General features: G+C 61.2%; 15 protein-coding genes. 14 read left to right on the top strand and 1 reads right to left on the bottom strand.

From position 1 onward, the window contains the following. Nucleotides 1-22 precede the first annotated feature (22 nt). The 3 genes from USDA257_RS14470 to USDA257_RS14460 are packed head-to-tail and all read left to right on the top strand — an operon-like array spanning nucleotide 23 to nucleotide 3494. A complete protein-coding gene (locus USDA257_RS14470) occupies nucleotides 23-973 on the top strand; it encodes an ABC transporter permease (RefSeq protein ID WP_014763719.1) in 951 nt (316 codons plus the stop codon). Beyond that, on the top strand, nucleotides 970-1836 hold the full coding sequence (locus tag USDA257_RS14465) for an ABC transporter permease (protein WP_014763718.1): 867 nt from the start codon (nucleotides 970-972) through the stop codon (nucleotides 1834-1836). The genes USDA257_RS14470 and USDA257_RS14465 overlap by 4 nt, the downstream gene beginning before the upstream one ends. After that, on the top strand, nucleotides 1836-3494 hold the full coding sequence (locus tag USDA257_RS14460) for an ABC transporter ATP-binding protein (protein ID WP_014763717.1): 1659 nt from the start codon (nucleotides 1836-1838) through the stop codon (nucleotides 3492-3494). Before USDA257_RS14465 ends, USDA257_RS14460 begins: the two co-directional genes overlap by 1 nt. A gap of 111 nt (nucleotides 3495-3605) precedes the next feature. Here the strand turns inward: USDA257_RS14460 and USDA257_RS14455 are convergent, their stop codons facing one another. Continuing rightward, the gene (locus USDA257_RS14455; RefSeq protein WP_014763716.1) at nucleotides 3606-4127 is read right to left on the bottom strand and encodes a prepilin peptidase; all 522 of its coding nucleotides are present in this window, start codon (nucleotides 4125-4127) and stop codon (nucleotides 3606-3608) included. Nucleotides 4128-4447: 320 nt separating this feature from the next. Here USDA257_RS14455 and USDA257_RS36935 point away from each other — a divergent pair, with 320 nt between their 5' ends. The 11 genes from USDA257_RS36935 (at nucleotide 4448) to USDA257_RS14400 (ending at nucleotide 14795) form a co-directional block, all read left to right on the top strand. Further along, nucleotides 4448-4684, top strand: coding sequence for a hypothetical protein (locus USDA257_RS36935; protein WP_014763715.1), 237 nt, complete (start codon nucleotides 4448-4450; stop codon nucleotides 4682-4684). A 95-nt stretch (nucleotides 4685-4779) separates the two neighbouring features. Continuing rightward, nucleotides 4780-5778, top strand: coding sequence for a Flp pilus assembly protein CpaB (gene cpaB / locus USDA257_RS14445; protein WP_014763714.1), 999 nt, complete (start codon nucleotides 4780-4782; stop codon nucleotides 5776-5778). 65 nt (nucleotides 5779-5843) lie between these two features. After that, nucleotides 5844-7334: a type II and III secretion system protein family protein gene (locus USDA257_RS14440; protein WP_041414230.1), complete on the top strand. Its 1491-nt coding sequence runs from the start codon at nucleotides 5844-5846 to the stop codon at nucleotides 7332-7334. Beyond that, nucleotides 7279-7635: a hypothetical protein gene (locus USDA257_RS14435; protein ID WP_014763712.1), complete on the top strand. Its 357-nt coding sequence runs from the start codon at nucleotides 7279-7281 to the stop codon at nucleotides 7633-7635. The genes USDA257_RS14440 and USDA257_RS14435 overlap by 56 nt, the downstream gene beginning before the upstream one ends. 282 nt (nucleotides 7636-7917) lie before the next feature. Beyond that, complete coding sequence (locus USDA257_RS14430) at nucleotides 7918-9519, top strand: TadE/TadG family type IV pilus assembly protein (protein ID WP_014763711.1); 1602 nt, start codon at nucleotides 7918-7920, stop codon at nucleotides 9517-9519. Further along, nucleotides 9516-9998: a TadE/TadG family type IV pilus assembly protein gene (locus USDA257_RS14425; protein ID WP_014763710.1), complete on the top strand. Its 483-nt coding sequence runs from the start codon at nucleotides 9516-9518 to the stop codon at nucleotides 9996-9998. The genes USDA257_RS14430 and USDA257_RS14425 overlap by 4 nt, the downstream gene beginning before the upstream one ends. Further along, the gene (locus USDA257_RS14420) at nucleotides 9992-10615 is read left to right on the top strand and encodes a TadE/TadG family type IV pilus assembly protein (RefSeq protein WP_014763709.1); all 624 of its coding nucleotides are present in this window, start codon (nucleotides 9992-9994) and stop codon (nucleotides 10613-10615) included. Before USDA257_RS14425 ends, USDA257_RS14420 begins: the two co-directional genes overlap by 7 nt. A 27-nt stretch (nucleotides 10616-10642) precedes the next feature. Then, nucleotides 10643-11785: a pilus assembly protein gene (locus USDA257_RS14415; RefSeq protein WP_014763708.1), complete on the top strand. Its 1143-nt coding sequence runs from the start codon at nucleotides 10643-10645 to the stop codon at nucleotides 11783-11785. 83 nt (nucleotides 11786-11868) lie between these two features. Beyond that, the gene (locus USDA257_RS14410; RefSeq protein WP_048657393.1) at nucleotides 11869-12390 is read left to right on the top strand and encodes a L,D-transpeptidase; all 522 of its coding nucleotides are present in this window, start codon (nucleotides 11869-11871) and stop codon (nucleotides 12388-12390) included. Between the two features lie 18 nt (nucleotides 12391-12408). Beyond that, the gene (locus USDA257_RS14405; RefSeq protein WP_014763706.1) at nucleotides 12409-13845 is read left to right on the top strand and encodes a CpaF family protein; all 1437 of its coding nucleotides are present in this window, start codon (nucleotides 12409-12411) and stop codon (nucleotides 13843-13845) included. Beyond that, the gene (locus USDA257_RS14400; RefSeq protein ID WP_014763705.1) at nucleotides 13842-14795 is read left to right on the top strand and encodes a type II secretion system F family protein; all 954 of its coding nucleotides are present in this window, start codon (nucleotides 13842-13844) and stop codon (nucleotides 14793-14795) included. Before USDA257_RS14405 ends, USDA257_RS14400 begins: the two co-directional genes overlap by 4 nt. Nucleotides 14796-14803: the final 8 nt, after the last annotated feature.

The following is a 14803-nucleotide window of genomic DNA, read 5'->3' as shown; positions in this document are numbered from 1 at the left end:
CGAATGCCGAAAGGAAGCGCGCGTGAACAACCGTGTCCTATCGCTTGTGCTGAGCAGGCTGCTCATCGCCATGATCACGCTGGTGATCGTCTCCTTCGCCGTCTTCTTCGCGACGACGCTCCTGCCCGGAGACACGGCAACCATCCTGCTCGGCCAGGCCGCCACACCGGAAGCCGTTGAAGGTCTGCGCAAGGCCATGCATCTCGACGAGCCGGCGCTCTTCCGGTTCCTGCGCTGGATCGTCGGCCTCGTGCAGGGCGACCTCGGAACCTCCTACGCCAACGAAATGCCGGTCGCCGATCTGATCGCCGGGCGCTTCATCAATACGCTGAAGCTTGCGGGGGTTACCGCGCTCTTCTCCGTGCCGATCGCGCTGACGCTCGGGATCAGCGCGGCGATGCTGCGCGGCTCGCTCTACGACCGCGCCGTCACGGTGCTGACGATCGGCGTCATCTCCGTACCGGAATTCATGATAGCGACCTCGGCCGTGCTGATCTTCGCCGTCTATCTGAAATGGCTTCCCGCACTCTCCTTCGCCAACGAGGTCCACGGCCTGGCCGACATGCTGCGCATCTACGCCATGCCGGTGATCACCCTCACCTTCGTCATCTCCGCCCAGATGATCCGCATGACTCGTGCGGCGGTGATCGAGACGCTCAACACGCCTTATGTAGAGATGGCGCTCCTCAAGGGCGCCTCCCGCCCGCGGATCGTGCTTCGCCACGCCCTCCCGAATGCGCTGGGGCCGATCGTCAATGCCGTTGCGCTTTCGCTTTCCTATCTGCTCGGCGGCGTCATCATCGTCGAGACGATCTTCAACTATCCCGGCATCGCCAAGCTGATGGTCGATGCCGTGGCGACCCGCGACCTGCCGCTGATCCAGAGCTGCGCGATGATCTTCTGCCTCGGCTACCTGTTGCTGATCACGACGGCCGACATCATCGCCATCCTTTCCAATCCGAGGCTTCGATGACAATGACCCATTCGAGCACTTCGACCACTTCTACCCGGACACCCGGAACCCGGCTCGGCTATCGGTTCAACATCGTCGGGGTCATCGGTCTCGCGATCATCCTTTGCTGGGCACTTGTCGCGGTCTTCGCGCCGCTGATCATCCCCTACCCGGTGGGTGAGATCGTCGACCTCGACTACTTCGGGCCGATGAGCCGCGACTTCTGGTTCGGTTCCGACTATCTCGGCCGCGACATGCTTTCGCGAATCCTGATGGGCGCCCGCTACACGGTCGGCATCTCGCTTGCGGCTGTGACGATCGCCTGCTTCTCCGGCGTGGTGCTCGGCATGATCGCAGCGGTCGCCGGTGGTTGGCTCGATACGATTCTGAGCCGCTTGCTCGACGCGCTCAACTCGATCCCGAGCAAGCTCTTCGGCCTCGTCGTCGTCGCCGCCGTCGGCTCCTCCATTCCGGTGCTGATCCTGACGCTCTCGGTGATCTACATTCCCGGTGCATACCGCTTTGCCCGGGCGCTCGCCGTCAACATCAATGCGATGGACTTCATCACCGTTGCCCGCATCCGCGGTGAAAGCACCCTCTATCTGATCCGCTCGGAAATCCTTCCGAATATCGCCGGGCCGGTGCTCGCCGATCTCGGCATTCGCTTCGTCTTCATCGTGCTCCTGCTCTCCGGCCTCTCCTTCCTCGGCCTCGGCGTCCAGCCGCCCTATGCCGACTGGGGCGCATTGGTGCGCGAGAATATCGGCGGCCTGCCTTTCGGGGCGCCGGCGGTCATCTTTCCCTCGCTTGCGATCGCCAGCCTGACGATCAGCGTCAATCTGCTGATCGACAACCTGCCGCAGAAAATCCGGGACCGCGCATAATGGCAAACCTCGTCGAAATCCGTGACCTGAAGGTCGAGGCCACCACCGATTCCGGACGCCGGGTCGAGATCATCAAGGGCATCAGCCTGGACATTGCCGATGGCGAGATCGTCGCACTGATCGGCGAGAGCGGCTCCGGCAAGACGACTATCGCCCTGACCCTGATGGGTTACGCCAGGCCCGGCTGCCGCATTTCCGGCGGCAGCGTTTCCGTCGCCGGCAAGAACATGGTCGCGCTCAGCGAAAAGGAGCGCGCCCGCGTCCGCGGCACCGAGGTTGCCTATGTGCCGCAATCGGCCGCTGCCGCTTTCAACCCGGCCGCCACCATCATGGACCAGGTGATCGAGATCACCCGCATTCATCATCTGATGTCGCCCGATGAGGCGCGCGCCAAGGCGGTCGATCTCTTCCGGGCGTTGTCGCTGCCCGAACCGGAGACGATCGGCGCCCGCTATCCGCATCAGGTCTCCGGCGGACAGTTGCAACGGCTCTCCGCCGCCATGGCCCTTATCGGCGATCCCAAGCTGGTGATCTTTGACGAACCGACCACCGCGCTCGACGTGACGACCCAGATCGAAGTGCTGCGCGCCTTCAAGTCCGTCATGAAGGCCGGCGGCATTTCAGGCGTCTATGTATCGCACGACCTCGCCGTGGTCGCCCAGATCGCCGATCGCATCGTCGTGCTGAAGGGCGGCGAAATGCAGGAGACCGGCACCACCAACGAAATCCTCAACGATGCGAAGCACCCCTATACGCGCGAGTTGCTCGACGCCTTCGAGCCGAAGCCGCGAGGCGCGGCCGGTCCCGCCGAGTCTCAACCGGCGCCGCTTCTGAAGATCGACACATTGGTCGCCGGCTACGGGCCGCGCCAGGCAGACGGGCTGCCGCTCGTGCGCGCCGTTCAACATGTCTCTCTCAAGGTGGAGAAGGGGCGCAATCTCGGCATCATCGGTGAATCGGGCTGCGGCAAGTCGACCCTTGCCCGCGCCATCGCCGGCATCCTGCCGGCAGTCGCCGGCAACATCGCCTTCGAGGGGCGCGAGCTCGGCCGAAGCGCCCGCGAGCGCTCGCGCGAACAGCTGCGCGAGATGCAGATCGTCTTCCAATATGCCGATACGGCGCTCAACCCGGCAAAGTCGATCGAGGACATTCTCGACCGGCCGCTCGCCTTCTACCATGGCATGGATCGAAGGGCGCGCAGCACCCGCATCGACGAATTGCTCGACATGGTGCGCCTGCCGCGCAACCTGCGCCACCGCCGGCCATCGGAGCTCTCCGGCGGCCAGAAGCAGCGCGTCAACTTCGCCCGGGCGCTCGCCGCCGAACCGAAGCTCATTCTTTGCGACGAGATCACCTCGGCGCTCGACACCGTCGTCGCCGCTGCGATCATCGATCTCCTCAAGGAATTGCAGCGCGAGCTCGGCCTTTCCTACATGTTTATCAGTCACGACCTGTCGACGGTTCAGGCGATCTGCGACGAGGTCATCGTCATGTATGCGGGCGAGAAGGTCGAACAGCTTGCCTCGTCCGACCTGGCGAACGGGGCAAAGCACCCCTATTCCAAACTCCTCTTCGCCTCCGTGCCGAAGCTCGACACCGGGTGGCTCGACGGTCTCGCCCAGCCGGAGAAACTCGGCGCCTTCAGCAAGGCCGGCTGACGCCCGACTAAGCTAAATTATTAGGCATGCGGCCGGCGGCGCCCACATCCGCTTAAGCCCTGATCGTGTTGCGTGCGGTATCACTCCGCCGCGGGCATATGCTTAGCACACTCAGGCGAAGCCTGACCGCAGGGCCATCACGGGGAGCGCCGCAGCAACCATTATGACGCCGTAGGGGATCTTGCGCGTCGTGCGGATCTCCTCCAGTCGCATCACCACCGAAAGGTGCGCCAGCTGCAGCGGCATCGGCACTTTGAGGATCAACAGTGCCGCGATGCCGCCGATTAGCAGGAAGACCGCGAAGGGCAGCATGCCGTGCCAGCCCACGAAGAACCCGATCGGCAGAAAAAGCTTGGCGTCACCGGCGCCGAAGAGCCGGAAGGACCAGAGGCCGAAGCCGAGGGCGAAGAGCAGGAGGCCGGCCGCAATATCGCCGCCGATGCCGTCCGAGGAGAAGAGCACGGCGCCGACGTCTTCGGTCGTCAAAAGTGTCATGGAAGCGCCGACCGCATAGACGGCGATGAGGGCAAGGACGATCGCATTCGGTATTTTCCAGTGACGGAAGTCGCTCCAGGCGGCATAGAGGAGGAGTAATACCGATGCCACAATTGCAATGTTGATGTTCCCGATCATCTTTGTTCATACTCCATACGCGTGATCGAAATTGCTGGTCTTCAAGAAGAATTCGAGATTTTCTAACCCATTTGGGTTAGTAGGTGCCCAATATGTAACCCATTTTGTCTTAGTACAATACTGCTATATTGATTATTAAAACAGAGCAGTTCCGTTTTGCATTTTAACCATAAACTATAGACTCCGAAATTGGCTAAATATAATGATTGACGTTTTAGTAGTTAACCGTTTATTAATCAACCCAGTCGGAGAGATGGTCTCGACGGCGGCGCGGCCGGGGGAAAATTGCGGCACGCGTAATATATTTTGGAGATATTTCGATGAAAGCTTTTGTATCTAATGTATCCGCTTTCGCACAGGAAGAAGATGGCGTTGCGCTGTCGGAATACCTGGTTCTCCTTGGCCTGCTCGTCGGCGGTGTCATTGCCGCCGTTACCGCCGCAGGCGGCAACCTTGCCACTGCGTGGAACGGCTGGGGCGGATTTTTCCTGAGATTGGATGACGCGGCTGTGGCTGCCGGTGCTGGCACTGGCGGTGGTGGCACTACGACCCCCTGAATGCATCAGCAATGAGGAGAGGGGTTAATTAACCCCTCTCCTATATTTTAAACAATTGTCGAAAAGTATTTTCGATTTCGTATGGAGTATCGGCCGTGCGCTCCTCGACGATGATTAGTCTTTCTGTTGCCATTTTGCTCGCCGGCGTCGCGGTTTTTGCGACCCGGACCTATCTCACCGATCAGCAGGCGCGGCTTGCGGCGGCAAATGCGCCGAAATCCGAGGAGAGAACGCTCGTGGTCGCCGCTAAGCCTATGCGCTTTGGCGATCGGGTGCGCCCGGAGAACCTGAAGGCCATCCCCTGGCCCTCCGAAGAGCGTCCGGACGGCTCATTCCAGACAATTCAGTTGGTTCTCGGCGACGATACGGAGCCCCGCTATGCCATGGAGGCGATCGACCCCGGCGAGCCGGTGTTGACCTCGAAGATCACCGGCACCGGTGAGCGGGCGACGTTGTCTGCAGCGCTCGACCAGGGCATGAAGGCCGTCTCCATCCGCGTCAACGACGTGCTCGGCGTTGCCGGTTTCGTGCGTCCGTCGGATCGTGTCGATGTTCTCCTGACCCGTGTGGTGCGTCAGCAGAACAACACCGACCAGACCTATGTCGACGTGCTGCTCCAGGGCGTGAAGGTGCTGGCGGTCGACCAGATCGCGGACGAGCGCAAGGACGAGCCGTCCATCGTTAAGACGGTCACCTTCGAGGTGACAACCGACGAGGCGCAGCGCCTGACGCTGGGTGCAAGCATCGGCACGCTGTCGCTCACGCTTCGCAACATCGCTTCTTCCAATGTCGAGCAGACCCGGCCGATCACGGTTGCCGATCTCGGCGGCGGCTTGATCTCCGCGGACCTCGCGAAGTCCTCCGACGATGGGCGATTCGCGACAATCGAGGATCTCGTCCGCAAGGTTGGCGATGAGCTCGGCAACCGGATTGACTCGGTCGAAAGCAAGATGAAACAGCCCGTTAATGGAAAACAGGTACAGATTGCAGAGCGAAAGGCAGAACCACTCTTGCCGGTAGAGCCGAAATGGGCGACGGTGGGCGTCTGGAATTCGACGAAGCGCGAAGAGCACCGAGTCGGTCTCATCCAGTGAGCTGAGAGGGTGCGGCTTTGCCCGCAGGCGCTGTGGCTGAACGAGGAGCGGAGGCAGGAGCGGGGATGTTGAGGGGAATGAGGAACAGGGCGGCAAGAGCCGGAACCCTGGCGGCGGTAGCCGCGGCGCTAATTGCTTATGGTGGTTGGGGACCGGGTCTGGTTGGCCCCGCCGATGCCCAGGAAAAATTCATCAGCCTGACCGGCTCGGTCCAACAGGTGACGATCGCGCCAAACGATACGGTAACGATCAGGACCGGCAAGGTCTTTGGCGACCTGGTGATCGGCAGCGCCGAGATGATCGACGTGGTGCCACTTTCCGATCAATCGCTGTTCATCCGCGGGAAGCAGACAGGCGCGACGAACATCTCCGTCTACGACGACAACAAGTCCTTGATCGGCGTGATCGATATTCGCGTCGCCGCCGATTTCAGCGAAGTGGCATCTGCGATCCGCTCCACCGCACCTTCAGCACGGGTTCGGGTATTCAATTCCAATGATCGCATCCGATTGACCGGCACGGTCCGCGACGCCGTCGAGCTGCAGCGGGTTATCGAGATCGCCCAGTCCTATTCCGAAACACCGGTGCTGAACCAGTTGCGTGTTGCCGACTCGCAGCAGGTGATGCTGGAGGTTCGGGTTATCGAGGCGTCCCGCCAGACCGGCCGCGACCTCGGTATCGGCTGGTCCGGCCAAGGCCGGAACGGCATCGGCAAGGCGACGACCAGTCAAGGCATCTCGGTCAATGACGACGGCGCGCTTGTCCGAACACTTGAGGATGCTGCAGGTGCCGCGACCGGTATGCAGCCCTTCGGTCAGCTGATCGCCAAGGTGCTGGAGATTTCCGGCGGCCAGATCGACATCGTCATCAACGCGCTGGAGCAAAAGGGCCTGGTGCGCCGGTTGGCGCAGCCGAACCTCATCGCCATGAGTGGCGAAACCGCAAGCTTCCACGCCGGCGGCGAGGTGCCGATCCAATCAACGGTCGCGAACGGTGCGACGCTTGCGACCGAGACCGACTACCGGCCTTTCGGCGTGCGGCTCACCTTCTCGCCCGTGGTGCTCGATGGCGGCCTGATCAGTCTCAAGATCGAGCCCGAAGTCTCTGAACTCGACACCTCGATCAACGTCAACGGCAATCCCGGCTTCATCTCGCGCGCGGCAAGCACGACAGTCGCGCTGCGTGACGGCCAGAGCTTTGCGATGGCAGGCCTGCTTCAATCCGTCAATGCAAAGGACGTTCAGCAATTGCCATGGCTGGGACAGGTTCCGGTGATCGGCGCGCTGTTTCGCTCGACGAGTTTCTTGAAAAGGGAGTCGGACCTCGTCATCGTCGTTACCCCGCATATCGTGCGGCCGTCGACGCCAGGCGAAGACCTTTACAGCCCGCTCGAACAGACGCGTTCGTCAAATGACGTCGAGCTCTTCGCGCTCGGTATCCTCGAGGTGGACAAGGACATGCTGCGCCGCTTCCGCAATGGCGAAGGCGTGAAAGGGCCGTATGGCCATCGTCTCGATCTCGACGTGGGAGGCGCAGTTGTCCTTTCCAAGAAATAAGCGCGCACTCCTGGTTCTTGCCGCCACAGGTCTTCTCTCGGGCTGCGCTGACTATTTGAACCACCGCGACACGATCACCTTCGGGGCTGGAAATGCGGTGGAGGCCAACAAAGGCATCCATATCCAGGATCCTTTCCCGCGGGCGGCCTACAACACGCGGATCGCCAGCGACGGCAAGGTCATCCATCGTGCCATCCGCACTTACCAGGGCGGCGGGCAGACAAGCGCGCCGGCGCCCTCGGCGGTTATCCTTCCGGTGGCCACGCCGCCGAATGGAGCGGGCGGAACGACGGGGCAGTAACAACGGGCTGAATTGAAGAACGGCAACCGAGCTGGAACGGAATGTGAATAGAAATACCGGGATGATAACCTTGGGTCGCACGATCGAAGATTATAAGTAAGTTGATCCGATACTCTAATAGATTTCGATAGTTGAGACGCGGGATGCGAGCGAATTGCCGCTCATGATTTCCAAAGTCCCGTTCTCGTTTTTTAAGCATGTCGTTGTCCCAAGCGCGCTACGTGACTTGGGCGACGAGTGAGAGTCTCGGCGGAAAACCGCCGCGATCCGAGGGGCATGCCAATGTTGTTGCGTAAGGCTATTAAACGCTTCTGGGACGATCATCGTGGTTACGTCATCGCGTTGACGCTGATTTCCATGCCGCTCCTGCTCGGCTTTTCACTCCTCGTCATAGATGTAGGACGCACAGGCAACCTTCACACCGATCTTCAAAATGCGGTTGATGCCATGGCACTCGCTGGGGCCCGCGAGCTCGACGGACGCGACGACGCGATCAGCCGCGCCGACGCGGCAATCGAGGCGCTCGCCAACAGTGCCGCCTTCGGCGGCGGCGGCAACGGAATGTCTCTCGGCTCGCACGTTACCGTCACTTATGATGCGGGGAACGATGCCGGGAGCACGGTGACGGTCACCTATCTCAAGGAAATTCCGGCCGACGACGACGACGAGATCACCAACGCAATGGTGGCCGCAGATGCGAACGAGGCGTCCTACGCCTGGGTCGTTGCCAAACCACAGGCGATGACGACGATCTTCCCCATCCCGGTTGGCTTCAATCGTGACACGATCAATGTGTCAGCCGAGGCGGTCGCGGTTTACAGGTCGAGCGCTTGCGATGTGACGCCGATCTATATCTGCAATCCTTTCGAGCCGGCCGGTAATTCCACGGAGGCCGGAAACCAGGCAGCAACGGATGCCCTTCACGAGAATTTTGCCGCGGGTAATCTCTACGGCCGCCAGATCGAGCTTCACAGCACCTCGTCATCTTCGCCTGGACCCGGCAATTTCGGCTTCCTGGCGACCTATGGCAACGGCGCGAGCGTGCTTGCCGAAGCGCTGGCCACCGGTTCGCCCGGCGTCTGCTACAAGCAGGACGCCTTGGAAACGAAAACGGGGGCGATGGCCGGACCGGTCGAGGCGGGGCTGAACACGCGCTTCGGCATGTATTCGGGGTCATTCGGGAATGCGCGCGACGACGGCCGTTACCGGCCGGCCCGCAACGTGCGCTCGGCACAGAATCAAACCGGCGGCGCCAACAAGATCTGCGGAGAATATAACCCCCTCATGAGCGGAAGCACCGTCGGCGACGTAACCAAGGCCGTGCCGCTCGGTTATGGCGCGTCGATGTCCTCGCTGGCCGGCGGCAAGATCAGCAGCGGCAACGACTGGCAGTACAACAGCTATTGGAACGTCGCTCAGGGAACCTCCGCTCCTTCCGTCAGCACGATCCTCAGCAATCATTCGAGCTACCCGTCGCCGACCGGCTCTCCTTCGCAGCCTTCAGCCTATGACGTCTATCGTTACGAGCTGAACAACTCCGCCCTGCTCAACCACGCTTCCGTCAGCGGCGAGACTGGCGCGCCTCGGACCGGCGGTCAGTGCTACACAGGGCCTGATCTTTCGAACTACACGGATGGCGACTATGGCGATCGCCGCGAGATTTTCGCCGCCATCGTAAATTGCGGCTATGAAAACGCCGTCGGACACCTGAACGGCCACAAGGAAACCCAGTCCGTCGCCTTTGCCCGCATGTTCCTGACGAAGCCAGCGATCAAGGACGGTGGCGAGCGCTACCTTTCGCTGGAAATGATCGACATCACGGGCAAGGGCGGACGCGGCACACTCGATGAATTCCTGCGCGAAGAAGCGGAGCTGGTCCGATGAACGGGTTCAAGAACTTCCTCGGCCGTCGACGCTGTTTCTCTTTCTGGTTGAATTCGGAAGGCGCGGTGCTCGCCGAGGCTCTTATCGCGGTGCCTTTCATCACGATCTTTGCCGCGGGCATTCTCGAGTTCGGCAATATCTTCTGGGAGCGGATGCAGATCGATGCCGGGCTGCGAGATGCCGGTCGCTATCTCTCGCGCTGCCGGCCGACGTCACCGACATACACCTCGACCTGCTCGGAGGCGACCGCGAAACTGATTGCATTCTACGGCACGCAGAGCCCAGCCGCGGATGCGGCGCTGCGGGTGCCCGGCTGGGGACCCACGCTTGCCGACATCACCGTCAATGCGGTCGGCGTCGATGGCACGTTTACCGTAGAGACGGCACATCTTTATGAGGCTTCGCCCATCTTCGGCTGGCTCGGCATCGACAACATCACCATCAGCGCCTCGCACGAAGAGAGGTATATGGGATGGTAGGCTGTCGTTTCCTTACTCGTTTACGCCAGGACGAAAGCGGCATCGCTCTTTCCGAGGCGCTGATCACGTTTCCGATCGTGCTCCTGGTCTTTGCAGCCTTCGTCGAGTTCGGTTTTGCCATGTCGCAATGGAACCAGACGGTGAAGGCGCTGCAATTTGGCGCGAGACTCGCGGCCGTCTCCGACCCGCTGACCAGCGACTTTGACACGGCGTTTCCGACTGAGGCCGCCAATCCGCTGAACAATGGCGATGCGACGCCGAACGACGCGACCGTGTCGTCGACTTGCGGTCCCGACCTTGCCAACTGCACCGCGGAACTCAGCCGGATCGTGCTTGGCAGCGACGGTGCATGCGGTGTGGCAGGTGATGCCCGCCCGGGTATCTGCGACATAAACTGGCGCATTCAGCCGGAAAATCTGGTGGTCACCTATCAGCGTTCCGGGCTCGGTTATTGGGGTCGGCCGGAGGGGCCGGTGCTCACCATGCGGCTCGAGGTTCGCGACGTGACCTTTGAACTCCCGGTCCTCGGTGCCCTGCTGGGGTTAAACGACGTCACCATACCAGCGCATCCGGTGACGATCACCACTGAAGATCTGCAAACATGCTCGACGTGCTAAACCCTTGAGAATGCGAGGTAAAGCTAGATGACCGCCCATATGAACTTCGTAGCGACCACAAAGATCCTAGTCCTTTCAGACGACGCGGCGGCCGCAAGCTTCATGCTCGATACCTTCGGGTCGCTTTCGCGTTATGACGTACGCCACATGGCGCTGAAAGCACTTGTGGAGAAGGGCCGGGTCGACCCGACGCAGTTCGACATGATCGTGCTCGACGTCGACAATGGCGAGGTCCTGCAACAACCGGAGCTGTTCTCCTTCCGTACCAACAACCGCAACATTCCGCTCGTCGTCGTCTCCGAGGAACTGGCCAACGATCGCATGCGGCTTCTGTTCCGCCTGAACGGCAATGACTGGCTGAAGAAGCCGCTGGAACGCCGCGCCTTGATCGACATGATCTCGACGCACGCGCCGACGGCGGGAGCGAATGAAAGCCGCGTGCACGCCGTGGTTTCGGCGGTCGGCGGGGCGGGCGCCAGCGTGATCGCCTCGTCGCTTGCGCATGTCCTCGCACAGCCAACGAAGAATTCTGCGCCTCGGGTCAATCTGTTCGACCTCGATTTTTCGTCCGGGTCGCTCGGCCGCTATCTCAACCTTGTCAATGACTATGACCTCATGCCGGTCGTCGCCAATCCTTCGCGCGTCGATCTCGAATTCATAGACCTGGTCCGCAAGCGCCATGCCGGCGGCTTTTCACTGCTGTCCTTCAAGCAGCCCTCCGTCCTCGGATCGCCGAAGGGAGCGGAACTGGTGCTCCGCATGCTGGATGTCGCGGCCTTCGAGAGCGATCAGACTGTCATAGATGTGCCTTACTACTACACGCCGTGGAAGGACGACGTGCTCGGATCGGTCAACAGTGTCACGATCGTCACAGAAATGACGATCCCGGCGCTCCACCAGGCCAAGGATCTGTTCCTCAATCTCGCGCGGCTGCGCGGTAGCTCGGATTCGATCTTCGTCGTCATCAACAAATATCGCAGCAAGCTCTTCAGCCTGGGGGTACGCCGGCAGCAGGTCGACAAGATTTTCAAGGATACTCGGGCCCATCTCATTGACGATGACTGGGACACGCTGAGCGAGGCACTCAACCGCGGCGTGCTGCCGTTCGAAGTCAATGATCGTTCGCGCTTTTGCCGAGGCGTCGGGAAACTCGGAGTGATCGTCCGATGAAGGCATGCGCGGAGCACAGCAGTATGCCAGGACGGAATGGCAAGCGGGGCGCATCGCGACCCGCCGCATGGGCGATTTGCACGATGTTGATCCTCGGCTTTGTCGGCCTCGCGGACGGTGCAGAGGCAAGTAATCGAGTGCCACGGGATCTTGGACCGAGCACGGCAACCATTGTGACCGCAGAGCACAGCTACCCGCCTGGCACGATCGTCGTACTCAGCGACAAGCGGACTCTCGATCTTGTCCTCTCGAGCAATCGCGCTCTCCGCTACAAGATCGGCGTCGGCCGCAACGGCTTCCGCTGGAGCGGTGTGGTCAGGGTAGGCCGCAAAACGGAATGGCCCGACTGGCGGCCACCGGCCGAGATGAAGGCGCGGGTGCCGGGGCTTCCCGAACTCGTCCCGGCAGGCCCCTTCAATCCCATGGGCGCGCGGGGACTCTATCTCTTCCGCGGAAATGCCGACACGCTCTATCGCATCCATGGCACGAACGAGCAGTCGACAGTGGGAGAATTTGCGTCCTCCGGCTGCTTCAGGATGAGCAATGCCGACGTCATCGACCTCTACAAACGCGTGAAGGTCGGGGCCACGGTGGTCGTTAAGTAGTTGTAAGGAGTAAGGCTGATGGCGAACGGGTTCATAGGACGCTTTTACAAGCAACCGCCGCAGGACAATGCGGAGCTTAGGCAGATTGCCGCCAATGCAGAGGCGGTCGCCGCGATACCGAAGGAAGCGGCTACCGAATCTGCGGCAGAGCAGGCTCCGCCCGGCCTCGACATGGTGGCGGAGAGGGTCAACCTGCATCGCCACCTCCTGGACCAGATCAATCTCGGCATACTTGACACGCTCGACAATGAAGAGATTGCCGCCGAGATCAGGCCACTCGTCAAGGACTATATCCGCCGCAACAATTCGCCGCTCAACGCCAAGGAAATCAACGACCTCGTTCGCGACATTACCGACGAGATGCTCGGCCTTGGTCCAATCGAACCGCTGCTGGCGGACGAGACCATCGCCGATATCCTCATCAACGGCCACAATAGCGTCTATGTGGAGCGTCGCGGGCAGCTCGAGAGCACGGCCGTCCGCTTCAAGGACGAGGATCACCTGCTTCGGGTGATCAACAAGATCGTCTCCGCTGTCGGCCGCCGGGTCGACGAGTCGACCCCGATGGTCGACGCCCGCCTCAAGGACGGCTCACGCGTCAACGTTGCGATCCGGCCGATCTCGGTCGATGGACCGCTCGTCTCGATCCGTAAATTTACCCGCAAGCCGCTGACGCTGGAGCGCCTCGTCGAATACGGGGCCATGGCGGACGAAATGCGCATCCTCTTGAGCGCAGCGGTCAAGGGCAGGGTATCGATGATCATCTCGGGCGGTACGGGCTCGGGCAAGACGACTTTGCTCAATGCGCTTTCCTCGCAGATCTCGGAAAAGGAACGGCTGATCACCATCGAGGATGCGGCGGAACTGCAGCTCCAGCAGCCGCATGTGGGCCGGATGGAGACCAGGCCGCCCACACTCGACGGGCGCAACGAGATCCGCCAGCGCGAACTCCTGAAGAACGCGCTGCGCATGCGACCGGACCGCATCATCGTCGGCGAAGTGCGCGGCGAAGAGGCCTTCGACATGCTGCAGGCGATGAACACCGGTCACGAAGGATCGATGACCACCATTCACGCCAATACACCGCGCGATGCGGTGAGCCGCCTCGAGCAGATGGTCGGCATGGCCGGCATGCCGATGTCGCAGCTCAGCGTCCGTTCCCAGATCGCCTCGGCGATCACGCTCATCGTCCAGGTGCAGCGTCTGAGCGACGGCGGCCGCAAAGTCGTTTCGGTCTCAGAGATCACCGGCATGGAAGGCGAAATCGTCCAGATGCAGGAGATCATGCGGTTCAAGAAGACCGGCAGCGATGAGAAAGGCCGCATTCACGGTGAGTTCCGCGCGACCGGCCTGCGTCCGCGTTTCGTCGAGGAATTCGCCGAACTCGGCATCATCGTGCCCGCGGCGATCTTCGAACCCGGCAAACCGCTCCAAACGGGGCCTGGCAAGTCATGACCCTCATCCTCCTCTATGCCGCCGTATTCGTTGCAGCGCTAGTTGCTGCAGAAGCGCTGCTGCGCACTTATGTCCGGACCTCGGAACGTCACAAGGCGGTGAACCATCGCCTCACCCTGCTCGAGGGCAGCGAGAACCACCGCGAGACCTACCGCGAGATGCTCAAGCAGCGCGGCATCGACGGGGAATGGCGGTCACTTCCGCTGATGCAGCGGCTGCGGCAGTACTACGTTCAATCCGGCCTCAAGTTCGATGCAAAGCGATTTTCGCTCTTTGGAATTGTCGGCGCCATATGCGTTTGGCTGGTCGTCCAGTATCTGGTGCCGATCAACCTCGTTCGGATTCCGATCTTTCTTCTCGCCTGCCTGCTCATCCCCGTGGTCATCGTCTGGCGGGCGCGTGCCAAGCGCATGCGCAAATTCTCCGAAAAGCTCCCCGAGGCGCTCGACGTCGCCAACCGGAGCCTTGCGGCGGGGCATCCGCTGCCGGCGGCGATCACGCTCGTTGCGCGAGAAATGCCCGATCCGATCGGCACCGAGTTTGGTCTCCTGTCGGACGAACTGACCTATGGCGTCACACTCGACGATGCGCTGATGAACCTCAACCATCGCGTTGGCGTGGAAGATCTCAACCTACTGGCCATCTCGCTGAGCGTCCAGGCAGGCACCGGCGGCAACCTTGTCGAAATCCTGCAGAACCTCTCGAAGACCCTGCGCGATCGCTTCATGCTAAAGGCGAAGGTCAAGTCGATCTCCGCGGAAGGGCGCATCACCGGCATCTTCATGTCGATGTATCCCTTCCTCCTGTACGGCATGATCAGGACCTTGGCGCCGACCTATTTCGACCCGGTCTGGGACAGCGGTTACGGCACCATCATCGTGACGGCGCTCTTCGTCGTGATGGCGATCGGCAACGTCATTATCTACAAAATGGTCAATTTCGAGTATTGAGGCGCCGC

The sequence above is a fragment of the Sinorhizobium fredii USDA 257 genome, assembly GCF_000265205.3.
Lineage (GTDB): Bacteria > Pseudomonadota > Alphaproteobacteria > Rhizobiales > Rhizobiaceae > Sinorhizobium > Sinorhizobium fredii_B.
This window is presented reverse-complemented; position numbering and strand designations above follow the sequence as displayed.